22 protein-coding genes are annotated in these 26,991 nt (G+C 65.5%); 5 read left to right on the top strand and 17 right to left on the bottom strand.

Annotated elements, in window-relative coordinates; all coding sequences use genetic code 11:
* Positions 1–181 precede the first annotated feature (181 nt).
* The 8 genes from J7355_RS02420 to leuC all read right to left on the bottom strand — a co-directional run bounded on the left by J7355_RS02420 (position 182) and on the right by leuC (position 9,351).
* A complete protein-coding gene (locus J7355_RS02420) occupies positions 182–847 on the bottom strand; it encodes a phosphoribosylanthranilate isomerase (protein WP_209059605.1) in 666 nt (221 codons plus the stop codon).
* Between the two features lie 44 nt (positions 848–891).
* Positions 892–1,671 (bottom strand): tRNA pseudouridine(38-40) synthase TruA, encoded by a 780-nt coding sequence (truA, locus tag J7355_RS02415; RefSeq protein WP_209059604.1) that lies wholly within the window; start codon positions 1,669–1,671, stop codon positions 892–894.
* Positions 1,671–4,190, bottom strand: a complete 2,520-nt coding sequence (locus tag J7355_RS02410) for a FimV/HubP family polar landmark protein (RefSeq protein WP_209059603.1) — start codon at positions 4,188–4,190, stop codon at positions 1,671–1,673. The genes truA and J7355_RS02410 overlap by 1 nt, the downstream gene beginning before the upstream one ends.
* 98 nt (positions 4,191–4,288) lie before the next feature.
* Positions 4,289–5,314, bottom strand: a complete 1,026-nt coding sequence (locus J7355_RS02405) for an aspartate-semialdehyde dehydrogenase (RefSeq protein ID WP_209059602.1) — start codon at positions 5,312–5,314, stop codon at positions 4,289–4,291.
* 43 nt (positions 5,315–5,357) lie between these two features.
* Complete coding sequence (gene leuB / locus J7355_RS02400) at positions 5,358–6,434, bottom strand: 3-isopropylmalate dehydrogenase (RefSeq protein ID WP_209059599.1); 1,077 nt, start codon at positions 6,432–6,434, stop codon at positions 5,358–5,360.
* 46 nt (positions 6,435–6,480) lie between these two features.
* Entirely contained in the window at positions 6,481–7,125 is a 645-nt protein-coding gene (gene leuD, locus J7355_RS02395) for a 3-isopropylmalate dehydratase small subunit (protein ID WP_209059597.1), read from the bottom strand.
* Between the two features lie 37 nt (positions 7,126–7,162).
* Entirely contained in the window at positions 7,163–7,939 is a 777-nt protein-coding gene (locus tag J7355_RS02390) for a class I SAM-dependent methyltransferase (RefSeq protein ID WP_209059594.1), read from the bottom strand.
* Positions 7,939–9,351, bottom strand: a complete 1,413-nt coding sequence (leuC, locus tag J7355_RS02385) for a 3-isopropylmalate dehydratase large subunit (RefSeq protein WP_209059590.1) — start codon at positions 9,349–9,351, stop codon at positions 7,939–7,941. Before leuC ends, J7355_RS02390 begins: the two co-directional genes overlap by 1 nt.
* A 101-nt stretch (positions 9,352–9,452) precedes the next feature.
* Between leuC and J7355_RS02380 the strand changes: the two genes are divergently transcribed.
* Positions 9,453–10,334: a LysR family transcriptional regulator gene (locus J7355_RS02380; RefSeq protein WP_209059587.1), complete on the top strand. Its 882-nt coding sequence runs from the start codon at positions 9,453–9,455 to the stop codon at positions 10,332–10,334.
* Positions 10,335–10,346: 12 nt separating this feature from the next.
* Here the strand turns inward: J7355_RS02380 and J7355_RS02375 are convergent, their stop codons facing one another.
* The 3 genes from J7355_RS02375 to prmB all read right to left on the bottom strand — a co-directional run bounded on the left by J7355_RS02375 (position 10,347) and on the right by prmB (position 14,302).
* Positions 10,347–11,888 (bottom strand): tetratricopeptide repeat protein, encoded by a 1,542-nt coding sequence (locus J7355_RS02375; RefSeq protein WP_209059585.1) that lies wholly within the window; start codon positions 11,886–11,888, stop codon positions 10,347–10,349.
* Between the two features lie 87 nt (positions 11,889–11,975).
* Entirely contained in the window at positions 11,976–13,076 is a 1,101-nt protein-coding gene (aroC, locus tag J7355_RS02370) for a chorismate synthase (protein ID WP_209059584.1), read from the bottom strand.
* 290 nt (positions 13,077–13,366) lie between these two features.
* A complete protein-coding gene (gene prmB / locus J7355_RS02365) occupies positions 13,367–14,302 on the bottom strand; it encodes a 50S ribosomal protein L3 N(5)-glutamine methyltransferase (RefSeq protein WP_209059583.1) in 936 nt (311 codons plus the stop codon).
* Positions 14,303–14,510: 208 nt separating this feature from the next.
* On the opposite strand from prmB, the gene asd reads away from it, so the two are divergent.
* Positions 14,511–15,407: an archaetidylserine decarboxylase gene (asd, locus tag J7355_RS02360; protein WP_247739725.1), complete on the top strand. Its 897-nt coding sequence runs from the start codon at positions 14,511–14,513 to the stop codon at positions 15,405–15,407.
* Between the two features lie 24 nt (positions 15,408–15,431).
* Here the strand turns inward: asd and epmA are convergent, their stop codons facing one another.
* Positions 15,432–16,382: an EF-P lysine aminoacylase EpmA gene (gene epmA / locus J7355_RS02355; protein WP_209059582.1), complete on the bottom strand. Its 951-nt coding sequence runs from the start codon at positions 16,380–16,382 to the stop codon at positions 15,432–15,434.
* Positions 16,383–16,397: 15 nt separating this feature from the next.
* A complete protein-coding gene (efp, locus tag J7355_RS02350) occupies positions 16,398–16,970 on the bottom strand; it encodes an elongation factor P (RefSeq protein WP_209059581.1) in 573 nt (190 codons plus the stop codon).
* Between the two features lie 87 nt (positions 16,971–17,057).
* On the opposite strand from efp, the gene epmB reads away from it, so the two are divergent.
* A complete protein-coding gene (epmB, locus tag J7355_RS02345) occupies positions 17,058–18,122 on the top strand; it encodes an EF-P beta-lysylation protein EpmB (protein WP_209059579.1) in 1,065 nt (354 codons plus the stop codon).
* Between the two features lie 7 nt (positions 18,123–18,129).
* Positions 18,130–20,247, top strand: a complete 2,118-nt coding sequence (locus J7355_RS02340) for a GGDEF domain-containing protein (protein WP_209059576.1) — start codon at positions 18,130–18,132, stop codon at positions 20,245–20,247.
* A gap of 45 nt (positions 20,248–20,292) precedes the next feature.
* Here J7355_RS02340 and htpX read toward each other — a convergent pair whose 3' ends face one another.
* The 3 genes from htpX to parE form a co-directional block, all read right to left on the bottom strand.
* Positions 20,293–21,189 carry a protease HtpX gene (htpX, locus tag J7355_RS02335; protein WP_209059573.1) on the bottom strand — a complete coding sequence of 299 codons (897 nt, stop codon included), beginning with the start codon at positions 21,187–21,189 and terminating at the stop codon, positions 20,293–20,295.
* A gap of 243 nt (positions 21,190–21,432) precedes the next feature.
* Positions 21,433–23,658: a DNA topoisomerase IV subunit A gene (gene parC / locus J7355_RS02330; RefSeq protein WP_209059571.1), complete on the bottom strand. Its 2,226-nt coding sequence runs from the start codon at positions 23,656–23,658 to the stop codon at positions 21,433–21,435.
* Positions 23,659–23,732: 74 nt separating this feature from the next.
* The gene (parE, locus tag J7355_RS02325; RefSeq protein ID WP_209059567.1) at positions 23,733–25,643 is read right to left on the bottom strand and encodes a DNA topoisomerase IV subunit B; all 1,911 of its coding nucleotides are present in this window, start codon (positions 25,641–25,643) and stop codon (positions 23,733–23,735) included.
* 194 nt (positions 25,644–25,837) lie between these two features.
* Between parE and J7355_RS02320 the strand changes: the two genes are divergently transcribed.
* The gene (locus J7355_RS02320) at positions 25,838–26,122 is read left to right on the top strand and encodes an exodeoxyribonuclease VII small subunit (protein ID WP_209059564.1); all 285 of its coding nucleotides are present in this window, start codon (positions 25,838–25,840) and stop codon (positions 26,120–26,122) included.
* On the opposite strand, the gene J7355_RS02315 is transcribed toward J7355_RS02320, so the two are convergent.
* On the bottom strand, positions 26,119–26,886 hold the full coding sequence (locus tag J7355_RS02315; protein ID WP_209059563.1) for a DNA/RNA non-specific endonuclease: 768 nt from the start codon (positions 26,884–26,886) through the stop codon (positions 26,119–26,121). The genes J7355_RS02320 and J7355_RS02315 overlap by 4 nt on opposite strands.
* Between the last annotated feature and the right edge of the window lie 105 nt (positions 26,887–26,991).

Below are 26,991 nucleotides of genomic sequence, written 5' to 3'. Positions count from 1 at the left end.
GGCCTGCGCCAGCGGAGCCGAGGTGTCCACGGGTTGCGCGTCAGTGTTCGCCATATCGTTTGAACCTCTGGTCGACCGGCCGCTGGCTGCGGCGACTCGATCGATGATCTTCGTGTCTAAATCGTCTTGTCTCTTGCCCGCCGCTCGCCTACGGAAACGCTCGCCGTGCGCGCCAGTGCCGTCATCGCCGCGCGACAGTTTCGCGACGCGCCTTGCCGCCGGGCTGGGCGCGATCGACGGCGGTCATGAAAGACCTGATCCGCTCGGCGTCCTTGATGCCGGGTGCGCTTTCCACGCCGCTGCTGACATCCACTGCATACGGCGCGAAACGCGCAATGGCTTCACCCACGTTGGTGGCGTCGAGCCCGCCGGCAATGATGGTGGGCATGCCAGGCAGTTCAATGCGGTCGTCCCAGTCGAACGTCTTGCCGCTACCGCCAGCCGCACCCGCGCGATTGGCGTCGAGCAACAGCCCCTGGGCGTCATCGTAGTGGTCTGCCCACGCGCCGAGGTCGACCGCGTCTTCGCCCATGGGCACGGCCTTCATGTACGGCCAGGCAAAGCGTCGACAGAATTCGACGGTTTCGCGTCCGTGAAACTGGAGGGCATCCGGGCGCAGCTGATCGAGAACCGCCTGAACGTCCGCGGCGGCGGGCTCCAGAAACAACGCCACCCGGGCCACGAATGGCGGCAGTTCGCGGCTGATGCGACGCGCCTGGTCGATCGAGATCGCACGCGGGCTGTCGGCATGAAACACGAGCCCGATCGCATCCGCGCCCGCGGCCACGGCTGCCGCCGCGTCCTCGCTTCGCGTGATGCCGCAAATCTTGACCCGTACTCGTTTCATCCGCCGTTGCGCCCGTCGAGCGACTGCTACGCCAATACGACAGTTTACCAGCCGTCGTCATCCAGCGCCGGCGGCGGCAGGTCGAAATCCGGCCCGTAGTGCACGCGCCGCAACGACAGTCCCTGAGCGGGTGCCGTCATACCGGCCCGGCGTCGATCGCCCAGCGCAAGCAGCTGCGCGATCCAGTCGTCGCCGCACAGCCCGCGCCCCACGGGCAGAAGACTGCCGACGATATTGCGCACCATGTGATGCAGAAAGGCATTCGCCTGCACGTCGAGCCGCACCCAGTCGCCGTGCCGACTCACGTCGCAGCGGCTGACCTCGCGCCAGGGCGTCTTCGCCTGGCAGGCGGCGGCCCGAAATGCGCTGAAGTCATGACGGCCGACCAGATGCTGTGCGGCGATATGCATCGCGTCGGCGTCCAGCCGATTGTGCGAATGAAAGGCACGATTGCGCCACAGCGCACTGGGCGGCGTGCGATCCAGAATCCAGTAGCGATACTCGCGGGACACCGCCCCGAATCGAGCGTGAAACGTCTCCGGCACGGGGATCACCCACTGCAGGGCGATATCGTCGGGAAGATAGCGATTGGTGCCCAGCAGCCAGGCACGCTCGCTGCGCTTCGCGTCGGTATCGAAATGCACGATCTGGCCCTGGGCATGCACGCCGGTATCGGTGCGTCCGCTGCAGACGGTGCGTACCGGGCGATCGGCAAGGCGCGCGAGCGCGGCCTCGAGAGTGTCCTGAACACTCGAGGCATGCGGCTGGCTCTGCCAGCCGTGATAGCCCGAGCCGTCGTATTCGACACAGGCCGCCCACCGCACTAGAGGCTGTTCAGCAACTCTTGCGCGGTCGCGCGCTGTGCTTCGGTACCGTCGTTCACGGCCTCTTGGAGCAACTCGCGTGCGGCGGCGTGGTCTTCCATGTCGATATACATGCGCGCCAGGTCCAGGCGTACCTCGACCGGGTCCGCTGCGTCGTCGCTCGCCGGCGCCTCGTCGTCGCCGAGATCGAACTCGCTGGTGTCGATCGGCTTGATATACGCAGGCTTGTCGGGCTCCGCCGGCGTATCGGACGACGATGTATCCAGGTCGAAAGCCATGCCCGGATCGTCGCCGAGATCATGCTCGCGGGTGCCGCTGGTATCGATTTCCTGATCCTGCCATTCGAAGCCGCCGTCGCTGCCGAGATCGTAGGCGCTCGAATCGCGGCCCGCGGACGCTTCGTCGTCGAGCGTGTGCGCGGGGATATCGCGCCCGTCGAGTGTATCGGTGGCGTCGCCTGCGGTATCGGCCGGGGTATCGTCGTCGAGCGAGAAATAGCGATCGCTGTCGTCGCTTTCGGCGATGGCGTCGAGTGGATCGGCCCTGTCGTCCTCGACGCCTGCCTCGAAGCGCTCGATGATCGACTGGGCGGACTCGCGCTGCGGCGCCGGCGCTTCGACGGGCGCGGTCTCGCGGTCTTCCTGACGGTCGGTAAAGCCGAAACGCGGATCCTGCGGCAGGAGTACGCGGCCCATGGTCGCCACACCGGCCCAGCGGACACCGTCGGTGCTCAACTGGCTGCCAAAACGTTCGACGTTTGCCGAAAATGCCGCGCTGTCGCCGGCGACATAATCCAGCTCCAGGCGCTTGTCCTGCAGGCCCCTGTCGTCCGGATAGTGCGCGAGCCCTTCCTCGAGACCGGCACGCGCCTCATCGAACAGACCAACCTTCATCTGCCGGTCGGCTTCCTGTACCCGCAGGGACGGCGCGAGCGCTTCGTCGGCGGGCACAGGCTCGGCGGCCGGTGCTTCGTAGTACGGCGCCTCGCCCTGCTCGTTTTCGACGGCCGCGCCGGGGGCGCTCTCCGTATCGACGTCGTTGAAATCGAGCGTCACCGGCGTGTACTGACGGCGACGGTTCCAGATCAGCAGCGCAACGAGCAGCAGCAGGCCGGCCGCAAGCAGCAACAGATTGCGCGGATGCAGCAGGCTGTTCGAGCCGCCACTGTAGGCGACGTCCTGATTCTCGCTCGGCAAGGGCTGATAGGCCTCGGCCGTATCCGAGGCGGGAGCCACCGGTTCCGCTTCTGCGGACGGGGCATCGGCCGAGAGCGTCGCATCGGGCGCGGCGCCTTCTGTCGCTTGGTTCGGATCGCTGCCGACGTTCTCGCTGGCGTCGACGGCGTCACCGCCCTCGGCGACACTATTGCCATCCGACACCATGGGGTCGACCTCGTCGGCTGCGCTCGATGTCGCGCCCTCGGTCGCTGTATCCGCGCCGCCGCCGACAGCAGGTTCTGCAGGCGTCGCGTCGGTGGCTGCCGGCTGTTGTGCGTTGTCGACGGCGTCGGCCGCCGCAACGCTATCGTCGCTGGCCGGGAATTCCGGCATCAGCAGACGCCCGAAACCGGCGGTACCCACGGCGCCGCCACCGTCGCCTCGCGTTCCGATCGCCCGCGGCGCCTCCAGACGCAGACGCGCCTGGGTGGTGGTTGGCGGCGCCTCGGCGCGCGCCAGCGTGCTTGTCGCCGTGGCCTGATTCTCGGCGGCGATGCTCGCCACGGCCTGCTCACGCTGCTCGGCCACAACGGCACGCGCGACGTCCGATGCGATCGCGCGGATGCGCTCCACCGGCGGGATGGCCAGCATGGCTCCGCGCAGCAAAACGTTCATGTTGTCGCTGAACGCCTGCGGGTTGTTGCGATAGATCGCCACCTGCATCTGCTCGGGCGTTGCGCCCGGGCGACGGACCTGGCGCGCGATCCGCGAGAGTGTTTCGCCCGCGCGCACCGGCCCGTACTCGTTGCTTGCCGGGCCTGCCGGCTCCGCGGAAGCGCGGGCAGGCGTAGCACGCGGCGCGGTGACTTCTGCGGTTTGCGCCGGCGCGGCCTGCGACGGGGCCGCCGACGGCTGCGCGGCGGTTGTCGGTGCAGCCGGCGCACGGCCGGGCGGATCGAGCAGCACCGTGTATTCACGCAACGCGCGCCCCGCGCCTGTATCGGCCTCGATCAGAAAGCGCAGGAACGGCTCGCGTACGACCCCGCGGGTCGTCAGCCGGACCTGAACCTGGCCGGCGCCCGCGCCCTCCGCCACGGATACACGAATGCGATCGGCCAGCGCCGTGCGCTCGATGCCGAAGCGCTGGAACATGTCCACGCTGGCCATCTGCACGTCGAGCACGGCTCTTTCTTCCGGGGTGACCGCGACCAGATTGATGGTCGCATCCAGCGGCTCATTGAGCGCGGAGTGGACGCGTATGGCGCCAAAACCCAGGGCGGAGGCAGCGCCGGCATGGCAAAGCAGAACGGCAACGGCCGCACGCCGCAGCCTGCGCCTGATAAACGGGCTTGATTCGAGCACGACGCCTTCGTATCCCCCTGACTCGGTCCGCCGCGCAGCCCCATGTGCACGCCGGCGAACCGACACGGCCGCCAGTCGGCGGCCATGCCCTTGGTTTTTTAGATGTACTTCTCGATCAGCTTCTCGGCGATCTGCACGCTGTTGAGTGCAGCACCCTTGCGTACGTTATCGGCAACGACCCAGAAATCCAGACCGTTTTCGTGCGAAATATCTTCACGAATGCGCGAGACGAAGACGTCGTCCTCGTTCGCGGCCTCGGTCACCGCCGTCGCGTAGCCCCCCGGCTCACGCGTATCGAGCACGGTGACACCCGGCGCCGAGCGGAACAGTTCGGTCGCCTTCTCCGCCGTCACCTTGTCGCGGGTTTCGATATGAACCGCTTCGGAGTGGCCGAAGAACACCGGCACGCGCGCGGCTGTCGGATTGATGCGGATGTTCTGGTCGCCCAGGATCTTGCGCGTCTCCCAGACCATCTTCATCTCTTCCTTGGTATAGCCGTTGTCGAGGAAGACATCGATATGCGGCAGCGCGTTGAAAGCGATCTGCTTCGGATACGCCGCCGGCTTTTCGATTTCCTTGCCGTTGAGCAGGCGCGCGCTCTGGTCGGCCAGCTCGCGGATCGCGGACGCACCGCTGCCCGACACGGCCTGATAGGTCGCCACGTTGATACGCTCGATATAGGCGAAATCGTGGATCGGCTTGAGCGCGACCACCATCTGAATGGTGGAGCAGTTCGGATTGGCGATGATGCCGCGGTTGGTGTAATCCGCGATCGCGTCCGGGTTCACTTCCGGAATCACCAGCGGCACGTTCTCGGCCTGGCGAAAATGCGACGTGTTGTCGATGACCACGCAACCGGCTTCGGCCGCCTTGGGCGCGAACTCTTCGGAGATCGAACCGCCGGCCGAAAACAGGCCGATCTGAACCTGCGAGAAATCGAATTCCGCAAGGTTCTGAATGGTGACGGTCTTGCCCTTGAACTGGATCTTCTTGCCGGCCGAGCGTTCGCTGGCTAGCGGATAGATATTGCGAATCGGGAAATCGCGCTGCTCGAGAATCTTGAGCATGGTCTCGCCGACCGCGCCGGTGGCGCCAACGACGGCAACATCATATTCCTTGGCCATTTAGGTACCTGATCTGGTTCCGGAAAGTAAGTGGGAATGGGCGTTAGCGTAGCATATCGACAATCGCGCCACCCATCTCCTGGGTGCTCGCGATCTGTTTCTCGTCGTCCATGATATCGCGCGTGCGCAGCCCCCGATCGAGCGCGTAGCCCACCGCGCTCTCCACCTTCTTGGCCAGGTCCGGCCGCTTGAGCGTATAGCGCAGCATCATCGCCACCGAGAGGATCACGGCCAGCGGGTTGGCGACATCCTGGCCCGCGATATCCGGCGCACTGCCATGCACCGGCTCGTAGAGCCCCTTACCGTTGGCGTCCATCGATGCCGAGGGCAGCATGCCGATCGAGCCCGTGAGCATGGCCGCGGCGTCGGAAAGCACATCGCCGAACAGGTTGCCGGTCACGACGGTATCGAACTGCTTGGGCGCGCGCACCAGCTGCATGGCGGCATTATCGACATACATATGCGTGAGTTCGATGTCGTCGTATTCACGGCCGATCTCGTTCATCACGTCCCGCCAAAGCTGGGAGACGTCGAGCACGTTGGCCTTGTCCACACTGCACAAACGCCCGCCGCGCGCTCGGGCGATATCGAAGGCGGTACGGCCGATGCGCTCGATCTCGCCCTCGTCGTAGCGCATGGTGTTGAACGCTTCGCGCTTGCCGTTCGCGTTCTTGTGCATGCCGGAGGGCTTACCGAAGTAGATCCCGCCGGTCAGCTCACGCACGATCATGATATCGAGCCCGGACACGATGTCGCGCTTGAGCGCCGAGACATGCGCCAGCTGCGGGTACAGAATCGCCGGACGCAGATTCGCGAACAGCCCCAGCTCGCTGCGCAGCCGCAGCAGCCCGGACTCCGGCCGGTTCTCGCGCGGCTGATCGTCCCACGCCGGCCCGCCGATCGAACCGAACAGAATCGCATCGGCAGCGCGCGCCGCATCGAGCGATGCCGGCGGCAGCGGCTCGCCCTCGGCGTCGATGGCGGCACCGCCGACCAGCGCTTCCTCGAGTTCGATGTCCAGGCCGTGATCGCTGGCCAGCGCATCGAGCACGCGAACCGCTTCGCGGCAGATTTCCGGGCCGACGCCGTCGCCGGGCATCACAAGAATACGTGCAGTCATGAATCCAGGGTGTCCTTATGGTTTCAGTTACCGGCTGAGAATTCGCTTATAGATCGCGGAACAGCCACGGTTTTTCCTGAGCGCGCCGCGCCTCGAAAGCGCGAATCTCGTCGGCATGCTGCAGCGTCAGACCGATGTCGTCCAGACCGTCGAGCATGTTCTTGCGCCGATAGGCGTCGATATCGAAGTCGTACGTCTGGCCGCCGGGCAGCACGATTCGCTGCTCGACGAGATCGACCCGCGCGCTCAGTCCGCGCTCGGCTTCGGCGGCCTTGAACAAGGCATCGACCTCCGCAGCTTCAAGAACAACCGGCAACACACCATTCTTGAAGCAGTTGTTGTAGAAGATATCGGCAAAACTCGGTGCGATCACGCACCGGAAACCGAAGTCCTCCAGCGCCCACACCGCGTGCTCGCGGGACGAACCGCAGCCGAAGTTCTCCCGCGCGAGCAGGATGCTCGCATCGCGATACGGCGCGGTGTTGAGAATGAACTCGGGGTTCTCGCGTCGACTGGCTATCTCCGTCTCCAGCCCGCCCTGATCGAGATACCGCCAGTCGTCGAACAGATGCGGGCCGAACCCGGTACGCCGAATCGACTTGAGGAACTGCTTCGGGATGATGGCGTCGGTATCGACGTTGGACCGGTCGAGCGGCGCGATGATGCCTTCGTGAACGGTAAATGCCTGCATGATTCGTTCTCGGTGTCGAAAATATTTTTATCGTCAATCAGTTCTTGCGTGCTTCGAAACGCAGCCTCACATAGGGCGCGATCCATTGGCCGCTGTTGTCACACAGTTCCGGGATCAGACGCGCGCGTACCGCCGCGACATATGCCTCGCGCGCCGTGCCGATTTCGAACGCCTGGAGAAAAGGCCCCGCCAGCGTTTGCAGCCAGTTCGAGACATCGCCCGGCAGTGGCGTCGGACGCTCGAAACACTCTTTACGCACAATCGAGAAACCGCCGCTTTCCAGCTGATCCATATAGGTTTCCAGCGACGGAAAGTACCAGGGGTCGAGCTGATCGGGATCACGCCCGCGTGCCGCCGCCTCGTCACGTAGCGCGGCATGAATGGGCGCGATATTGCCTTCGCCGCCGAATTCCGCGACGAACCGCCCGCCGGTACGCAGGGCGCGCGCGACACCGCGAATCACGGCCTGCGGGTCGGTGATCATCCAGTGCAGCGCCGCATTGGAAAATACGGCATCGAAACACTGCTCGTATTGCAATTCGTGCCCGTCGCCGACAATCGCCTCGACGCCGCGGTCACGAGCCGCGGTCACGAACGCCGGGCTGCGATCGACGCCGAGAACACGTGCGCCGCGAGCGGCGATCGCCTGCGTGAGCACACCGTCGCCACAGCCCAGATCCAGAATCCGTTCGCCGGCTTCCGGGGCGAGCCAGTCGACGAGCGAGCGGGCCAGCTCGGGCACGAAGCGGGCATGCCGGGCGTATTGGCCCGCATCCCAGTCCTCGGGCGCTGAAACGTCGTCGCTTGCGCTCATCAGCCGGCGATGCCGAGCTCGCGGATATCCACGAAGTGCCCGTACACGGCCGCGGCGGCGGCCATCGCCGGGCTGACCAGATGGGTTCGCCCACCCTTGCCCTGGCGGCCTTCGAAATTGCGATTGGAAGTCGATGCACAACGCTCGCCGGGCAACAGATTGTCGTCGTTCATGCCCAGGCACATCGAACAACCGGCGTCTCTCCATTCAAACCCGGCCGCCTTGAATATCTCGTCCAGACCTTCCTTTTCGGCCTGCTGCTTCACGAGGCCGGAACCGGGCACCACCATGGCGAGCTCGATATTCGGCGCGATGCGCCGGCCTTCGAGATACTTCGCCGCAACGCGCAGATCCTCGATGCGCGCGTTCGTGCATGAGCCAAGAAAGATCTTGTCGAGCATGATTTCGGTCATGGGCACGCCCGGCGTGAGATCCATGTACTCGAGCGCGGCTCGCCAGCTTTCAGCCTGCGTGTCGCTGGCCGCCTGATCGGGAGACGGCACGCGGTCGGTGACAGGCCCGACCATCTCGGGCGAGGTGCCCCAGGTGACCTGGGGCGCGATTTCGGCAGCGTCGAGCACCACGACCTCGTCGTACGTCGCGTCGTCGTCGGAAACCAGCGTACGCCAGTAGGCCTCAGCGGCATCCCACTGCGCCCCATCAGGCGCGTAGGTGCGTCCACGCATGTATTCCACGGTGGTGTCGTCGACCGCCACCATGCCGGCACGGGCGCCCGCTTCAATCGACATGTTGCAAATGGTCATGCGTCCTTCCATCGACAGCGCCCGTACCGCTTCGCCGCCGTACTCGATGACGTAGCCGGTACCGCCGGCGGTGCCGATCTTGCCGATAATCGCGAGCATGATGTCCTTGGCAGAGATGCCGGGCGCCACCTGGCCGTCGACACGCACCAGCATGGTCTTGGCACGCGCCTGGGGCAGCGTCTGTGTCGCCAGCACGTGCTCAACCTCGGAGGTACCGATACCGAACGCCAGCGCGCCGAAGGCGCCGTGGGTGGCGGTATGCGAGTCGCCACAGACGATCGTCATCCCCGGTTGGGTCGCACCCTGTTCCGGGCCGATGATATGCACGATGCCCTGACGCGGATCACCCAGCCCGAACAGGCGGATGCCGTGGGTATTGCAGTTCTTGAGCAGCGCGTCGACCTGGGCACGCGAAATGGTGTCCGCAATACCGCCGTCGCGGTTGACGGTGGGCACGTTGTGATCGGGCACGGCCAGATTGGCGTTCACGCGCCACACCGGACGGTCTGCCAATGTGAGGCCTTCGAACGCCTGTGGCGATGTCACCTCGTGGACCATGTGCCGGTCGATATAGAGCAGCGCGTTGCCGTCCTCCTCGCGGACCAGATGTTCGTTGAAGAGTTTTTCGTAGAGGGTCTGACCCATCACTGCCTCCTGACTTGCGATGGCGCAAGACTACGGTCGCGCCGTCGATTACTCAAGTGAATCTTTCGGATATAATCAATTACCTTTTCGCATGCGTAGAAGCCATGCAGACCGACTCGATTCGTGCGTTTGTGGCTGTCTGTGACCTGGGTTCGTTTCAGGCAGCCAGCGAAGCGTTGCATCTGAGCCAGCCCACGATCAGCAAGCGCCTGGCCACCCTCGAACAACGCCTCGGGCATACGCTGTTCGACCGCATCGGCCGCGGGGTAGCACTTACCGAGGCCGGGCGGGCCTGGTTGCCGCACGCCCGCGAACTGCTCGCGGCATTGCAGGACGGCGGACGCGCGCTGGACAACCTCGGCGCCGAAGTCGCGGGCAATCTGCGGCTGGCGCTGTCGCATCACGTGGGGCTGCACCGCATGCCGGCGGTGCTGCGCACGTTCGTGCAACGCTACCCGCAGGTCGAGCCGGAGATCGTGTTCGTGGATTCCGAGGCCGCCTGTCGCAGCGTTGCCAACGGCGAGCGCGAGGTCGCGGTGATCACGCTGCCCACACCGGCACACCCGGCACTCGTGGAGGACTGCATCTGGCCGGACCCAATGAGCGTTTTCGTCGGCCGCGACCATCCGCTATCGGCCAAACGGGACATCACGGCAGCGGATCTGGCACCGCATGCCTGCGTGCTACCGCCGGTGGAAAGCTACACCTACGCGATCATCGCGCACGCTTTGGGCACACTGGACGTGAGTATCACGCCGCGCATGACCAGCCACTATCTGGAGACGTTACGCATGCTCGCGGGGGTCGGCATTGGCTGGACGGTTCTGCCGACGTCGATGGAGCACCCCGAGCTCGTGCGCCTGAACATACCGGGGCTGTTTATCCAGCGGCGACTGGGCGCCATTCGGCATCCGCGGCGCACGCTCTCCAACGCCGCGGACGCGTTGCTCGCCCTGCTCGACCGGGTTCGAGCGCCGGCGCTGTGAACGCGACGCCGATCAGCTTTCGCGTACGATCCGCCAGCCGCCGTCTTCGCGAACCAGCGTCACGCGCTTGCGCTCGCGATCTTCGTAGGTGTTCGAGTGGTAATGCTGGTTAAAGTTGGCCTGCGCACGATCATCGCCCAGCAGACTGACCTGCAGGTCACTGATCTCCACCTTGATCCAGGCCGGTGAACTCACCGACTGGCGGCGTCCGCGCACCCAGTCGCTCAGCGACACGCCGCCGCGCGGCTTGTAGTTGTCGCTGTAGGCGTTCAGGTAACGCCCGACGTCCTGTGCAGCCCAGGCCGCAGCCCAGTCCTGCAGCGCACGTTCAACGGCCTGACGGGCCTGCGCCTGACTTTCGGCCTGCATTTGTGCGGGCGCCGAACCCGCCGGCGCGTTGTTCGCCGTTTGCCCAGCGGCTGTCTGCCCGGCGGGCTGCTGCGACGCGCTCTCGTCGGTCGGCGGCGCTTCGGACTGCGCGTGTGCCTGCATTGCCTCGGCGTCGGCGGGCGGCGTATCGGCAAGCTCGCCGGACGCGTCGTCCGCAACGATGCGGCTATCGACGCTTTCCGTCTGTGCCGGCGTCGCATTTTCGGCAACCGTGAAGGCGACCTCGTCGGCCCCGCCTTCGCGCAGAATCTGCCAGCCATCGGCCGTTTCACCCATGAGCAGCGCCTTGCGCTCTTCGTCCTGATAGGTGTTGGACTCGTAGCGCTGGGTGAAGGTCACCAGCGCCTGCTCACCGCGACGGTCGATCCGGGTATTGCTCAAGCCGATATCGATGCGCGCGGGTGAACCGACCCGGTCGCGGCGCTGCGCAGCCCAGGCCGAGCGGCTCATGCCGTCTGACGGCACGAACGCATCGCCGTACATGGACAGATAGCCGCGCACGTCCTGCGCCGACCAGAGCTTCGCCCAGGTCTGCAATGTGGCCTGCGGCGTGCTCGTGTCGACGGCCACCTGTGCCTGCGCGCCGCGGGTGACATTCGGCACTGCCGGCGGCGTGGACGTGCCCTGGCCCGCGGCGGCCGGCGCACTGCTCATGCCGCCGCCGATGAATTCGGCCAGCTGCTGGCTCTTGGCGCGCGCGATGGCGTTGTCGCTTTCCAGTTCGCCCGCGCGACTGTAGGCAGTCTGCGCCATGGCGACATAGATATCACCAAGATTTTCCTGCGCCGGCCCATGTTCGGGATTGATCTCGACCGCTTTTTCCAACGCGGTCTGGGCGCCGGCAAGATCGTTGTCGCGCGCACGCAGCACACCCAGATTGTTCCAGGCCTCGGCCATGTCGGGGTTGTTCTTTACCAGCGCATTGAACACGTCCAGCGCGCCGCCGGTGTCGCCACTTCGCGCCAGCGCCAACCCCTTGAGAAAACGTGCCTCGGCGTCGTTGGGCGACTGCGCCAGCACCTCGTCGAGCGCCTCAACAGCCGCCGGGAAGTCGTTGTTCGAAAGCGCCTGGCGCGCCGTGTCCATGTCGGCGTGGGCGACGCCGCCCGCGAGCGCGGAAACGATGAGCGCCGTGGCGGCGGTGGTCTTGATCTTGGTGGTCATCGAAACGGAATCCCCCGGGCAATGTGCGGATGCGTTCATATTATGCCGTCTGGTCATCGACTTGCGATGTAAACGAAAGTCCAAACCTCAACCGCGCTCGGCGGCGATGGGCGCGAGTGTGCCCTGCACGTCCGCGTTTTGCGCGCGATGGCGCAGCGCGTGATCGAGCAGCGTGAGCGCGAGCATGGCCTCGGCGATGGGCGTCGCCCGCAGACCGACGCAGGGATCGTGCCGTCCCGTGGTGCGCATCTGCGTGGCGTTGCCCTGCGTGTCGATGGTGTCGCCGGGAATGATGATGCTCGACGTCGGCTTCAGCGCCATGCTCGCACGGATCGTCTGGCCGCTGGATATACCGCCCTGGATACCACCGGAATGATTGCTGGCGAAGCCGTCCGGCGCCATCTCGTCACGGTGTTCCGAGCCGCGCTGATTGACCACCGAAAAGCCGTCGCCGATCTCCACGCCCTTGACCGCGTTGATGCTCATCAGGGCCTTGGCGATCTCGGCGTCGAGCCGGTCGAACACCGGCTCGCCCCACCCCGGCGGCACGCCGGTCGCGACGACGTTGATACGCGCGCCGATCGAATCGCCGTCCTTGCGCAGCGCGTTGATGTAGTTCTCCAGCTCTTCGAGCCGAGTCGGCTCGGCGCAGAAGAACGGGTTGTGATTGGCCGCATCCAGATCCTCGCAGGCGAGCGTGAGCGGCCCCATCGCTGCGAGATAACCCTGGATACGCACGCCGAAGCGCTCGGCGAGCACCTTGCGCGCGATCGCGCCGGCCGCCACGCGGGTCGCCGTCTCGCGCGCGGAGGAACGCCCGCCGCCGCGATAGTCGCGAACGCCGTACTTCTGCAGGTACGCATAGTCCGCATGATTGGGGCGGAACACGTCCTTAATCTTGGAGTAGTCACGCGAGCGCTGGTCGGTGTTCTCGATGATCAGACCGATCGGCGTGCCCGTGGTCCGGCCCTCGAAGACACCGGAGACGATGCGCGCGCAGTCGTCCTCGCGACGCTGGGTCACATAGCGCGATGTGCCCGGCTTGCGGCGATCCAGATCGGTCTGCAAGTCAGTTTCGCTGATCTCGATCCCGGGCGGGCAGCCATCGACAATGCAGCCGATCGCCGGACCGTGGCTTTCGCCGAAGGTGGTGACCGTGAATCGTTCGCCCCAGGTATTGCCTGCCATAGGAACCTCTGCTCTATTCCTGCGTGGTCGCGCCGGAGGACTTTGCGCGCGCCTGGCAAGGAAGCGCGAGCGTAGCGTGCTCATTGCACGGTAGCGAGCGCTGACGCCGTCCAGGCGCGCGCAAAGCCCCGGCTTTTCTCGCGTTGCGAGAAAAGTTTGGCCCCAAAGACGCCGCAACCGCGTTGCAGAGCTTGTTCCGGGAATGACCCGGACGCTGCGCTCTGCGTCTTGTATCAACGCCTTTGGGGACACAAACGCGATGCGCGGAGGAATAGATCAGAGGTTCCATATTAGCTCGTGGTTTCGCGCTGGGCATCGACCCAGGCGCGCAAGTCTTCGGCTTCGAGCACGCCCACGCCGAGCCCGCCGCGCTCCAGTTCGACCCATGTTATCGGCAGATCCGGATGGGTCTGTTCCAGCAAGAACGCGCTGTAACCGACCTCCAGTATCAGCAGCCCGTCGTCGCTCAGGTAATCGCAGGCATCGAACAGCAGTCGGGTAACCAGCGACAGGTCATTGGTATCGCCATGAAAGGCAAAGCCCGGTTCGTGCAGATACTCCGGCGCCAGACCCGCCCACTCGTCACGGGTGACATACGGCGGATTGCTCACGATCAGGTCGAAACGCTCGGCGGGCAGCCCGTCGAACAGATCGGCCTCGACGTATTCGACCTGGGGACCGATATCGTGCTTGTCACTGTTGATGCGCGCGACATCGAGCGCATCGGCACTGGCGTCGGTGGCGACCACGCGCGCCTCTGGAAATGCCAGCGCACAGGCAATGGCGATCGCGCCACTGCCGGTACACAGATCCAGAATCGACAACGGCTCGCGATGCCCCAGCCAGGGCTGGAACTCGGTTTCGATCAACTCTGCGATGGGCGAACGCGGCACGATCACGCGCTCGTCGACGAAGAATTCGAGCCCGGCAAACCAGGCCTTGCGGGTGATGTAGGCCGCCGGCTGACGGCTCTCGATACGGCGCTCGATGATCGCGATCACCGCGGCACGCTCCGCGGGCGTCAACGTGGCGTCGAGATAGGCATCGGGCATTTCCGGGCCCAGGCGCAGCGTATCGAGCACCAGGTGGGCGGCCTCGTCGATGGCGTTGTCGCTGCCGTGGCCGAAGGCGAGCTCGGCCGCAACGAAACGCGACGCCCCCCAGCGGATGTAGTCGAGAACCCGCGTAAGCGTGCTGGCGATTTCGTTGTTGTCGTTGTCGGTCATACCTGCTCGTTTGTCGACGGCGTGAGTGCGCCCGCGCCCGGCGCCAGCGCGCGTGCCGCCACACTGTTGCAGGTAGCGAACTTCGAAAACGCGCACACGCAGGCCACCGGTCGGGCAGCGGCGCAGCTAGGATAAACCACCTGACCGCTTTGCGTGCCGTCGCGGTGACGCTACGCTGCGCGCATCAACCGAGTGACCACCGCTGCGCATGATGTCATCCTCTCCGGCCAGCGCCGGCGACCGCCTGTTCGCCGCCCTGTTCTGGTTCCTGCCCACACGTGCGATTTCGCGCGCGGCCCACGGGCTCGCGCGGGCGCGCATGCCCTGGCTCAAGCAACGCCTCATCGACGTGTTCATGCGGCTTTACCCCGGCATCGACATGACCGAGGCGGCCCAGCCGGATGCGCGCGCCTACGCCAGCTTCAATGCCTTTTTCACCCGCGCGCTCGCGCCGGGCGCGCGCCCGATGCCGGATGATCGCGAGCTCGTCGTATCCCCCGTCGACGGCACGCTCGGCGCATTCGGCGACGCCCGTACCGGCACGATCTGTCAGACCAAGGGGATGGCCTACGACCTGCGCACCCTGCTCGGTGGCAGCGAAGCGTGGTCGGCCGCGTTTCTCGGCGGTCGCTATGCCACGTTCTATCTCGCCCCGGACAACTACCACCGCGTGCACATGCCGATGGATGGCTGCGTGCGCGAAATGCGCTACGTGCCGGGCCGGCTTTTCGGGGTCAATCCGCGCTGCGTGCGATCGATACCGCGGCTGTTCGCGCGCAACGAACGGCTCGTGACATTGTTCGACACGGCCGTCGGGCCCATGGCCGTGGTGATGGTCGGCGCGTTTATCGTCGGTGGCATTCACACCCGCTGGGCTGGCCAGATCTGTCCGCCACATCGTCCCGCCCCGCGCGACGAGAACTTCTCGGACACCGTGCTCGAGCAGGCCTACTACGCCCGCGGGGACGAGATGGGCCGGTTCTCGATCGGTTCCAGTGTGATCCTGCTGTTCGGCCCCGGCGCGCTGAACTGGCAGGACGAGCTCGCAAGCGGCCAGAAGCTTGTACTGGGCCAATCAATCGCACGCCTGGGTACGGGCGCCTGACAAGGTGACAGGGGCGCGTCGTGGTCAGCGTCGCGCCCAGTCGAACGCCAGTACAGGCGCTAGCGAGTCGAAGCCGCAAACCAGAGCCAGCAGCCGATCGACGCCGAGCGCGACGCCGGCGCACGGCGGCAGCCCCGCCGTCATCGCCGCCAGCAGCTTCTCGTCGAGCGGCGGCACGGCGCGGCCCGCCTCGCGACGCAACCTCTGTTCGCGCGCCATGCGCTCACGCGCCGTGGCAGCGGCGGTGAGTTCCTGGGCCCCGTTGGCCAGCTCGACGCCCTGCCAGAAACATTCGAAACGCCGCGCCACGCGGTCGTCGTCGGGGTGCGTCTCGACCAGCACCGCGTCCTCGGCGGGGAAATCGGTCACGCAAATCGGCGCGGACTCGCCCAGCGTCGGCTGTACCGCCAGGCTCATGATCAGATCCAGCCAGAAGGCGCGGTCGTGCTCATCGGCCATGTTCGCCGGCGCGAGATCGCGTTGCCGTGCCCAGGCTGCCAGCGCGTCGGTCGCGCATTCGATCGGGTCGAGGCCGGTGACCGACAGGAAAACAGCGCGGTAAGAGGTGCGCGGCGCACATTCCAGACCGGTCACTGCACCAAGCAGCGCCTCGGTCTCTTCGATGATGTCGTCGATCGCGGCACGCGGACGGTACCACTCGAGCATGCAGAATTCGGGGTTGTGCCAGCGCCCCGCTTCACCGGCGCGAAACACCGGCCCCATCTGATAGATCGGCCCGGCGCCGGCTGCGAGCAGGCGCTTGAGCCCGTGCTCGGGCGAAGGCACCAAGTGGCCGCCGCGCTCGACGGCCATGCACTGCAAACCGCGCTCCGCGGGCGCGGCCGTGCTGATCAGCGGCGTGTCGACCTCGAGCACGCCGGCGGCCGCCATGAAGTGGCGAATATCCGCGCGCAGACCGGCCCGCCGTTCGAGCGTCGCCCGGGATGCCCCGGGCCGCCAGTCGTCATCGGCCAAGGGATCGGCCGGAGATCAGCTTTCGTTGGCGCGCGAGACGTATTCGCCCTTGCGCGTGTCCACCTTCAGGACTTCGCCTTCTTCGATGAACAGCGGTACGCGCACCACCGCACCCGTTTCCAGCGTAGCCGGCTTGCCGCCGCCACCCGAGGTGTCGCCCCGCACGCCCGGGTCGGTCTCGGTGACCGCGAGGGTCACGAAGTTGGGCGCGTCGACCTGCAACGGCGTGCCGTTCCACAACGTGACACTGCACATATCCTGGGCCTTGATCCACTGCGCCGAGTCACCCACCGCGGCTTCGCCGGCCTGATACTGCTCGAAGCTGTTCGGCTCCATGAAGTGCCAGAACTCGCCATCGTGATAGAGAAACTGAAGATCGAGATTGAACACGTCGGCCGCTTCCACGCTATCGCCCGACTTGAAGGTCCGCTCGACCACGCGATTGGTCTTGAGGTTGCGCAGCTTGACGCGGTTGAAGGCCTGGCCCTTGCCGGGCTTCACGAACTCGTTCTCGACGATGTTGTACGGGTCGCCGTCGAGGATGATCTTGAGTCCGCCCTTGAACTGGTTGGTATTGAACGTCGCCATAGAAGCTTGTTTTTGCGTGGATGAAAGACGCGCGAATGCGCGGGGCCTGCGGTTGGCGCGGCGCGGGTGGCGCTCTACACTGCGGACATGCAACACGCGACCGCCGAATCCCTGCGCGCCTCCGCCGTCGATCGCGCCAGTCTATCGCAAAGCGAGGGCGGCTGGCAGCGGGCGATGCGCGAGGCGGTCACCGACGTGGACACCCTCTTCGATCTGCTCGACCTGCCCGAGTATTACCGCGAGCCGGCACGGCGTACGGCGACCGGCTTCGGGTTGCGCGTGCCCCGCGCCTACGTCGCGCGCATGCGGCAAGGCGATATCCACGATCCGCTACTGCGCCAGGTGCTCCCGGTCGACGCCGAGAACGACACCGTACCCGGCTTCGATATCGATGCCGTGGGCGATCACGCCAGTGCGCTGGGCGACGGCGTGCTGCACAAATACCACGGCCGCGCGCTGCTGGTGACCACCGGCGCGTGCGCGGTGCACTGCCGATACTGTTTCCGGCGCCATTTCGATTACGCCGCCCAGCACGCCGGCGCACGACAGGGCCAGACTGCACTGGAGCGCATCGCGGCCGATACCAGTATTCGTGAAGTCATTCTTTCCGGTGGCGATCCCTTGTCGCTAAGCAATGCCCGACTGGCCGTAACCGGCGAGCGCCTGGATGCGATCGCGCACGTCCAGCGCCTGCGCATCCACACGCGCACGGCCGTCGTGCTGCCGCAGCGCGTCGACGATGCGTTTGTCGACTGGATTGCGCAGCGCAAGCAGCAATGCGTGGTGGTGATCCATGCCAATCACCCGCAGGAGCTCGACGCCGATCTGGGCGCGCGCATGACGGCGCTGAGCGAGGCGGGGGCAACACTACTCAACCAGGCGGTCTTGCTGCGCGGCGTCAACGACGACGCGGATACGCTGGCCGCGCTGAGCGAGCGGCTCTTCGCCATCGGGGTGATGCCGTACTATCTGCATCTGCTCGATCGCGTCGCCGGCACGGCCCATTTCGAGGTCGCCGAGCCGGTCGCGCGCCGGCTGATGACGGCACTTGCCAGCCGGCTGCCGGGGTATCTCGTACCACGCCTGGCGCGCGAGAACCCGGGCGAACAGGCCAAGCAGGTGCTCGGCCACGACGCCGCGACGACCGCTTGAGGAATCTATGAGTGCACAGGGGGCAGGATTGAACCAGCAGACGACAGCGCCGCAGGCGCTGCACGGCACCGGGGTCGCCAATACGCTCGCCGTGCTGGCGGTGACCGCCGAGCAGGCGGTGTTCGAAACCATCCGCCAGGCCCTGGACGATCGCAACGATCCCGTCGATATCGTGCATTCGGACGACCCCACGCAACTCTCCGACGAGGGCGTGATTTCGGGGGTGGCCGTGGTCGGTCTGCATTGTCATGCCGACCCCACCCGCGCGAAGCGCGAACTCGGGCTGGTCCAGGGCCTGGCCGGCACCGCACCCGTCATCCTGCTGAACACCGGCGATGCCGGTCTCGACCGTGACGCCGCCGTTGCCGCCGGCGCCTGGGACCTGCTGAGCGTCGAATCCGAGCAGGATATCCGCACGCGTTTTCGCCAGGCGCTCGAAGTCGGGCGCACGCGCGTCGAAATCGCCGACGCTGCCCAGCGCCTTAATCAGACACAGCGCCGCCTGGACGTGCTCTTGAGCCAGAGCCAGGACGCGCGCGCCACGCTCGTGGACCGGCGTGTGGCGGACCCGAGCCCCGCCTTTGCCCGCTTGATCGGCGTGGACGACGTCGAGGACGCCCGCGGTATCGACCTGCTGGACCGGATCGCCCCGCACGACCGGACCCGGTTCGCGGATGCGCTCGAACAGGTCGCCACCACCCATTCGGACACGGCACTCGTGTTCGACATCACCACGCATCTCAACCACCGCACATCCCTGCGGGCGCTGCTCAAACCCGGTGTCGCCGAGAAGTCCGACGAACAGCGCACCAACCTGGTGCTGCAGCCTGCGGAGAACGCGCCCAGCGGCGCCGTGGCCCGCGGCCCCGCCCTGGATGGGCGCATGGCGCTGCATGGCGTGCTCGCGCAGACGACCACGCGCGCGAAGGAATGGATTCTCGGCCTCGTGTTCGTGGCGGTGGACGAAATCTCTTCGCTCCAGGACCAGCTCGGCCTCGCCGAAAGCGATCTGCTTCTTCAAGAGGTCGGGCTGTACCTGCTGCAGGCGGTTCGAGGCGAGGATCGCGTCTTCCGTTTCGGTGCCGGCGAGTACGTGATGCTCGTCGAACGTCATTCGGCCAACGAAATCGAGGAGTTCGCGCAGAACCTGCACAAGTCGCTGTCCGACGAAGTCTTCGGCGACGAACGCCGCAGCGCGAGCCTGGCCGCGAGCATGGCGCACTGCGTGCTGTCCGGCGGCGCCGCGCAGAACGACTCGCGTCTGCAACTGCTCATGGACACCGTCTACGAGATTCGTGACGACGGCGGCAATGCCGTGCGGCGCTGCCAGTCCGAGACAGCGCCCGCCATGGATAGCGCCGACGATCAGGCGTGGACCACCCGGCTCAGGGAAGCGCTGACACAGGACCGCTTCAGCCTGGCCTATCAGGGCATTACCAGCCTTGCGGGCGACAGTCAGCCCTATTTCGACACGCTGCTGCGTTATGTCGACGACCGCGGTGCGCTCGTGCGCCCCGGCGAATTCCTGCCGGCCGCGGAAAAAGCGCGCCTCATGCCCGATATCGACCGATGGGTGGTACAGCGCTGCCTGGACGTGATCTGGCAACAGCGGGCCAAGGATGCCCATATCGCGCTGTTCGCCAAGCTGTCGTCAGCCACCATCGAGGACGCGGATCGTTTCATGGCCTGGCTGCTCGCCGCGGTCGAGGCGAAACCGATCAGTCGCTGGAATCTGATCTTCAGCTTTCGTGAGGACGATGTCCGCAATCAGACCCGGCTTGCCCGCAAACTCGCCGACGAGCTGGAGGCGGCCGAGTTTCGGGTGGCGCTCACGCATTACGGCAGCACGCCGAAGGCCGTTCAGGTGCTCGACCGCATGCCGGCATCCTTCATCAAGCTGGCCCCCGACTTCGCGCGTCAAATACTTGGCCGCGAGGAGGACGAACGCCTGGCGCACATCATCTCGAGCGCGCGCGAACGCGAGATTCCGCTGATCGCGGAACAGATCGAGGACGCCAACAGCATGGCGCGTCTATGGCAGGCCGGCGTGAACTACGTCCAGGGCCACTTCATCCAAGAACCGGACACCGAAGCGCTCGCGCAGTCGCAAGACATCCACCTGTAATCCGACCGCGCACCAAGGCCCGGGATAGGCGCCGGACCGTTCGGTTCACGCCTGCTGGGCGCGCGCGTTCTCGAGCGCGGCGATCCGCTCGTCGAGCGGCGGATGGGTCATGAAATAGCGCTTGATACCCAGCCCCTTCTTGCCGGAAATACCCAGCGCCTGAATCTGGTCGGGCAGTTCCGTGGCGATGGCGCCGCCCTGCAGTCGACGCAACGCGGCGATCATCTTGCCGCGCCCGGCGAGATGGGCACCGCCCGCGTCGGCCGAAAATTCGCGCCGCCGCGAGAACCAGAACACGATCAGGCTGGCGAGTACGCCGAGCACCATCTCGGCGAAGATGACGGTCATGAAATAACCGATGCCGTGCCCACGTTCGTTACGCAGCACCATGCGATCGACGATGTGCCCGATCACGTGTGCGAAGAAGAAAACGAAGGTATTCACCACGCCCTGGATCAGCGCCAGCGTGACCATGTCGCCGTTGGCGATATGGGTGACTTCGTGGCCGATCACGGCCTCGGCCTCGTCCTGACTCATTTGCTGCAACAGGCCGGTGGACACCGCCACGAGTGCGCTGTTGCGGCTCATGCCGGTGGCGAACGCGTTCATGTCGGGCGAGTTGTAGATGGCGACCTCGGGCATGCCGATCCCGGCCTGGCGCGCCTGACGCGTCACCGTGGAGACCAGCCAGTTCTCCATTGCGTTCGAGGGCCGCTCGATGACCTGCGCACCGGTCATGCGCTTGGCCATGAACTTCGACAGCGCCAGCGAGATCAGCGAGCCGCCCATGCCGAACACCGCCGCAAAGATCAGCAGCGAGGGCAAGTCGAGATTGACGCCCTGCTCGTCCAGAAGGCTGGTGACGCCAAACAGCTGAAGAATGACCGACAGCACCACCATGATGGCGATGTTGGTCAGCAGAAACAGGGCGATACGTTTCATCGATGATTTTTCGGTGACGGGTTCAAGCGTTTAGATGGCGGAGTCGCGAATAGGTTTCAAGATGGACGCGTGGATTTTTCTCCGAGCCCCGTGCGGCTAACGATCTTTTCGGATCGCACTTTCAAAGTGACGCCTCACGCAAAAACGCCAAGCCGCGAAGAAAACGAAGCGAGACGCAACTCAAGGTTAGTGATTTTTCTTTAAGGCTTAGCGCCTTGCGCGAAACGCGTCTTTCACCCAGCGCTACTTGTCCTCGATCGACACCGACTGCACCTGGGTGAAGCCGCGCGGCAGACGTTTGCCGCGCGAGGCACGCGGGCCACGATAGGCATCGCGATCGCCGGACTTCAGCGTCATGTGTCGCTTGCCGCTGTAGATCGTCAGGCCGGCGCTTGCCGGCAGGGCCGCGAGCGCGATGACCTGTTCATCCTTCTTGAGTGAAATCAGCTTGTTGCCCTTGCCCTTCGCGAGCACCGGCAATTCGCCAAGCGGCAAACACAGCAGTTGGCCGCTGCTCGTGATTGCACAGACCTCCGGATCGTCGCCGGCGATCGTGACCGGGGCGAGCGCGTCGGCGCCCTTGCCCGGTGCAAGCGCGGCCTTGCCCGATTTATTGCGGCTGCTGATCTCGCCCAGCGTGGTCGCAAACGCGTTACCGGCGGAGCTTGCCAGCACGCAGCGGGTGCCCTCGTCGCCAAGGGCAACGCCGACAAAACGGGCGCCGTCGGCCGGGTTGAGACTGCCGCTCAGCGGTTCGCCCTGACCGCGCGCGGACGGCAGCTTGTGCGCCGCGAGCGTGTAGCTACGCCCGGTCGAGTCGAGCACGACGAGCGTCTGGTTGCTGCGCCCGGCCGCGTGCGTGAGATAGTCGTCGCCGCTGCGAAAATTCAGGCCGGCCGCGTCCACGTCATGGCCCTTGGCCGCGCGAATCCAGCCCTGGCGCGACAGCACGACCGTGATTGGCTCACTCGGCAGCAGGTCGGCTTCGGACAGCGCTTTAGCCTGACCACGCTCGACCAGCCGGCTGCGTCGATCGTCGCCGTACTTTTCGGCATCGGCCATGATCTCGTCGCCGATCAGCTTGTCGAGCTTCTTGCGCGAGCCGAGGATGGCTTCCAGTGTCTTGCGCTCGGCTTCCAGCTCTTCCTGCTCGCCGCGGATCTTGAACTCCTCGAGCTTCATGAGATGACGCAGGCGCAGATCCAGTACCGCATCCGTCTGCGTACCGGTCAGCCCGAAGCGTTCCATCATCACCGGCTTGGGCTCGTCCTCGGTGCGGATGATGTGGATGACCTCGTCGATATTCAGATAGGCGACGAGCAGGCCTTCCAGGATATGCAGCCGGTCGAGCACCGCGTCGAGCCGGTGTTCGAGGCGACGGGTGACCGTCTGGCGTCGGTAGGTCAGCCATTCCTCGAGAATTTCGCGCAGGTTCTTGACCCTAGGGGCGCCGTCGAGACCGATGACGTTGAGATTGACGCGAATGCCCTTTTCCAGCCCGGTCGTCGCGAACAGATGCGCCATGAGTGCGTCGATATCGACCCGATTGGATCGGGGCACGATGATCAGGCGGGTCGGGTTTTCGTGGTCCGACTCGTCGCGCAGATCCGAGACCATGGGCAGCTTCTTGGCCGCCATCTGGCCGGCGATCTGTTCGAGAATACGCGCGCCGGAGGTCTGGTACGGCAGCGCATCGATCACGATCTCGCCGTTGTCCACGGTGTAGGTCGCGCGCAGGCGCACGATGCCGTTGCCCTTGGCATAGAGCTCACGGATTTCCTCGGCCGGCGTGATGATCTCCGCGCCGGTCGGGAAATCCGGCGCCGGCAGGTATTCGCAGAGTGCTTCGAGATCAGCCTTCGGATTGTTGAGCAGATGCACCGTGGCATCGGCGACTTCGCGCAGGTTGTGCGGCGGAATATCGGTGGCCATACCCACCGCGATGCCGGTGCCGCCGTTGAGCAGTACATTCGGCAGGCGCGCCGGCATGGTCACCGGCTCGTTGAGGGTGCCGTCGAAGTTGGGCTGCCAGTCGACCGTGCCCTGCCCCAGTTCCGAGAGCAGCGTGGCGGCATAGGCGGTCAGGCGCGATTCGGTATAGCGCATCGCCGCGAACGATTTCGGATCGTCCGCGGTGCCCCAGTTGCCGTGGCCGTCGACCAGCGGATAACGATACGAGAACGGCTGCGCCATGATCACCATGGCCTCGTAGCACGCCGAATCGCCGTGTGGATGGAACTTGCCGATCACGTCGCCCACGGTACGCGCGGCCTTCTTCGGCTTGGACGCTGCCGAAAGCCCCAACTCGGACATGGCATAGACGATACGCCGCTGCACCGGTTTGAGGCCGTCGCCGACATGCGGCAGCGCGCGATCGAGGATGACGTACATCGCGTAGTCGAGGTACGCCTTTTCCGCGAAGGCGTTGAGCGGCATGCGCTCGCTGTCGTGTTCGAAAGTGCTCGCCATGGGCAGTCGTCTTGTTCTTCAGTTGATCGTCACGCGGGCGGCTCTTGCCATTTGCGTGGTGTCGCGGCTACGGCCTACTGGACCTCGGCTTCGTGGCCACGTTCTTCCAGCCAGGCGCGCCGGTCGCTCGCGCGCTTCTTGGCCAGCAGCATGTCCAGCAGCTCGTCCACGCTCGTATCGGTATCGGCGCCGGGTTCGATCCCCAGCTGCACCAGCCGGCGCGTGTCCGGCGCCATGGTGGTTTCGCGCAGTTGCAGCGCGCTCATCTCGCCGAGGCCCTTGAAACGGGTGACGCTGATCTTGCGCTTTTTCTTTTCGTTCTCGAGCCGACGCATGATGGCATCGCGCTCGTCGCGATCCAGCGCATAGAAGACTTCCTTGCCGGCGTCGATTCGAAACAGCGGCGGCATGGCCACGAATACGTGCCCGTGCTCGACCAGCGGCCGGAAATGCTTCACGAACAACGCACACAGCAGCGTGGCGATATGCAGACCGTCCGAATCCGCGTCCGCGAGAATGCAGATCTTGTGATAGCGCAGGCGCTCGAAGTTGTCGCTGGACGGATCGAGCCCGAGCGCGACCGAGATATCGTGAATCTCGTTCGAGGCCATGATGTCGGCCGGCTCGACTTCCCAGGAGTTGAGAATCTTGCCGCGCAGCGGCATCACCGCCTGGAAGTTGCGATCGCGCGCCTGCTTCGCGCTGCCGCCGGCCGAGTCACCCTCGACCAGGAACAGCTCCGAACGAACCGGGTCGTCGGTCACGCAGTCCGTGAGTTTGCCGGGCAGCGCGGGCCCCGCGGTCACGCGCTTGCGCTTGACCTTCTTGGCGGTACGCGCGCGGGCCTGGGCGTTGCCGATGATCTGGGCGGCCAGCAGTTCGCCGGTCTCGGCATGGCGGTTCAGCCACAGCGAGAAAGCGTCCTTGACCGCACCGGACACAAATCCGCTGATATCGCGCGAAGACAGCCGTTCCTTGGTCTGACCGGAGAACTGCGGCTCGTTCATCTTCACCGACAGCACATAGGTACAGCCGGACCAGACGTCTTCCGGCGCGATCTTCACGCCCCGCGGCAGCAGATTCCGGAATTCGCAGAACTCGCGCACCGCTTCGGTCAAACCGGAGCGCAGGCCATTGACATGGGTGCCGCCGGAGGCCGTCGGAATCAGGTTCACATAGCTTTCGGCGACGCCGTCCATGCCCGGCTGATCGGGGGCCAGCCAGGTCAGCGCCCAGTCCACGGTCTGGCTGCCGCCGTCCTCACTGCCGGTAAATGCCGGGCGGATGATGCATTCAATGCCTTCGAGCGCGTCGGCCATGTAGTCGGCGAGGCCGTCGGCATACTGCCAGGTAATGTCTTCCTCGCCGGCCTCGTCGACGAAGTGCACCTTCAGGTTCGGGCACAGCACCGCCTTGGCACGCAGCAAATGCTTCAGGCGGGCAGTGGCGAAACGCGGGCTGTCGAAATACTGCGGGTCCGGATCGAAATGCAGCTTGGTGCCGGTCTTGTTCTTGGCACAGCTACCAATCTCGGTCAGCGGGCTTTCCAGTTCGCCGCCGGCAAAACGCATCTCGTAATGCGTGCCGCCGCGCCACACCTGGGCGACCAATGAGGTGGAAAGCGCGTTGACCACCGACACGCCCACGCCGTGCAGGCCGCCGGAGAACTGATACTGCTTGTTGGAGAACTTGCCGCCCGCGTGCAGACGCGTGAGGATCAGCTCGATGCCGGGCACGCCCTGCTCGGGGTGCACATCCACCGGCATGCCGCGACCGTTGTCGGTGACCGACAGCGAACCGTCGGCATGCAGGACCACCTCGATCTCGCTGGCATGGCCGGACAGCGCTTCGTCCACGCTGTTGTCGATGACTTCCTGGGCGAGATGGTTCGGCCGGGCGGTATCCGTGAACATGCCCGGGCGCTTGCGAACCGGGTCGAGTCCGGACAGTACTTCGATATCGGCAGCGTCGTAGCGGCTGGCCATGAGCCCTCGTCTTCTGGAAAGGTTGATCGATCCACGGCGGCGCTAGAAGCCACCGCGCGAATGCCTGCCGGCGGTTGCGCGGCACGTTAAGCTACGCCGTCCCCGCTGGCAATAGAGTATGGACGGGCGCTGACGCCGGGTGTCGACGTCGCTACACTGGCTGGCCCCGCCATTCATCAGCACGAGCAACGCGCATGCCCCGCAAATCCGACGCGCCGGCCGAAACCGAGGCCAAGCCCCGTCTGGCCGAATTCGAGGAGTCGGTCTCCGAACTCGAGGCCCTGGTCGAGGCGCTGGAAACCGGCGATGTCTCGCTCGAACAGGCGCTCGCCAAGTTCGAACGCGGCGTTACCCTCGCGCGCCAGTGTCAGCAGACACTCAAGCATGCGGAACTGCGCGTCGACCAGCTGCTCGGCGACGGTGAAGACGCCGAGCCGGTCGCATTCGACACGCCGAGCGAGCCGACACCAGACGCCTAGTCGCAGCGGTCATAGCGCAGTTCGATGCCATCGCGCCCCTGCCAGCGGCGCCCGTAGCGCGCCGGTTCGCAGGCGTGCGCATCGAAGTCGAGCGTCGTGGCCGGCGCAGCTCGCGATTCGAGCGCTCGCTGGCGCGCGGCACTCAGCCCGCTGAGAAAGTCCAGCCCCGTCTCCTGCTCGATCCGGTCGATGGACACGATGAAATCGCTGAGCCGCTCGTCCCCGCGCACCGATTGCGGTACGCGCACGGCGAGCAATGCCCAGTCGTTCGAAGGCGTACGTGCAATCCAGAGACGAAAGAAAGCCTGGGGTGGCGCCGAGGGATCGGTGTCCGGAATCGGGCCCAGGACGACCCAAAGCGCGCCGGCCCTTGCGGCCAACGCATCGGCCTCAATCTCCTCGAGACGCTGCCAGACGAGCTGATTCAGGCGCGGCCGCTGCGGCGCGACGTTGCTGTAGTAGAAGCTCTGGCGCTGTGCCTGTCGCCCATAAAGCTGGCTGATCAGATAGTTCGGTGCCAGATGGCCGCGATCGTAATCGCGGCCGGCATAATGCGGCGACGGCTTTCGCGCGGCCAGACGCGGGTCGGCAGTAAACGGCGGCCTGGGCATGGCGCGATATGCGGCGACGGGCTGCGCCCGATAGGCGACCCACGCCGCTTCATCGCGGTCGCGATCGTAGCCGACAACGAAACCGTTATTAACCAGATGGCGTATATCCCGGTGTGTACTTGTCGGGGGTCCGATAGCGGTAGGCCATGCCATTTCCGGTGCCTGAGCCGGTGTTGTGCAGGCGCTCGTCGCCCCCATTAAAAGCAAGAGCGCGGTGGGAACTCGCGTCCCGCGGAACGGTCTTTGCATTAACCGTAC

Source organism: Endozoicomonas sp. G2_2 (genome assembly GCF_017744135.1).
GTDB lineage: Bacteria > Pseudomonadota > Gammaproteobacteria > Nevskiales > Salinisphaeraceae > Salinisphaera.
This window is presented reverse-complemented; position numbering and strand designations above follow the sequence as displayed.

What these genes read in the sequence shown, in the direction of transcription:
- J7355_RS02420 (WP_209059605.1), bottom strand. Translation starts at nt 847, where the DNA reads ATGAAACGAGTACGGGTCAAGATTTGCGGCATCACGCGAAGCGAGGAC.
- J7355_RS02405 (WP_209059602.1), bottom strand. Translation starts at nt 5,314, where the DNA reads ATGGCCAAGGAATATGATGTTGCCGTCGTTGGCGCCACCGGCGCGGTC.
- leuB (WP_209059599.1), bottom strand. Translation starts at nt 6,434, where the DNA reads ATGACTGCACGTATTCTTGTGATGCCCGGCGACGGCGTCGGCCCGGAA.
- leuD (WP_209059597.1), bottom strand. Translation starts at nt 7,125, where the DNA reads ATGCAGGCATTTACCGTTCACGAAGGCATCATCGCGCCGCTCGACCGG.
- J7355_RS02390 (WP_209059594.1), bottom strand. Translation starts at nt 7,939, where the DNA reads ATGAGCGCAAGCGACGACGTTTCAGCGCCCGAGGACTGGGATGCGGGC.
- J7355_RS02380 (WP_209059587.1), top strand. Translation starts at nt 9,453, where the DNA reads ATGCAGACCGACTCGATTCGTGCGTTTGTGGCTGTCTGTGACCTGGGT.
- J7355_RS02375 (WP_209059585.1), bottom strand. Translation starts at nt 11,888, where the DNA reads ATGACCACCAAGATCAAGACCACCGCCGCCACGGCGCTCATCGTTTCC.
- aroC (WP_209059584.1), bottom strand. Translation starts at nt 13,076, where the DNA reads ATGGCAGGCAATACCTGGGGCGAACGATTCACGGTCACCACCTTCGGC.
- prmB (WP_209059583.1), bottom strand. Translation starts at nt 14,302, where the DNA reads ATGACCGACAACGACAACAACGAAATCGCCAGCACGCTTACGCGGGTT.
- asd (WP_247739725.1), top strand. Translation starts at nt 14,511, where the DNA reads ATGATGTCATCCTCTCCGGCCAGCGCCGGCGACCGCCTGTTCGCCGCC.
- efp (WP_209059581.1), bottom strand. Translation starts at nt 16,970, where the DNA reads ATGGCGACGTTCAATACCAACCAGTTCAAGGGCGGACTCAAGATCATC.
- epmB (WP_209059579.1), top strand. Translation starts at nt 17,058, where the DNA reads ATGCAACACGCGACCGCCGAATCCCTGCGCGCCTCCGCCGTCGATCGC.
- J7355_RS02340 (WP_209059576.1), top strand. Translation starts at nt 18,130, where the DNA reads ATGAGTGCACAGGGGGCAGGATTGAACCAGCAGACGACAGCGCCGCAG.
- htpX (WP_209059573.1), bottom strand. Translation starts at nt 21,189, where the DNA reads ATGAAACGTATCGCCCTGTTTCTGCTGACCAACATCGCCATCATGGTG.
- parC (WP_209059571.1), bottom strand. Translation starts at nt 23,658, where the DNA reads ATGGCGAGCACTTTCGAACACGACAGCGAGCGCATGCCGCTCAACGCC.
- parE (WP_209059567.1), bottom strand. Translation starts at nt 25,643, where the DNA reads ATGGCCAGCCGCTACGACGCTGCCGATATCGAAGTACTGTCCGGACTC.
- J7355_RS02320 (WP_209059564.1), top strand. Translation starts at nt 25,838, where the DNA reads ATGCCCCGCAAATCCGACGCGCCGGCCGAAACCGAGGCCAAGCCCCGT.
- J7355_RS02315 (WP_209059563.1), bottom strand. Translation starts at nt 26,886, where the DNA reads ATGGCATGGCCTACCGCTATCGGACCCCCGACAAGTACACACCGGGAT.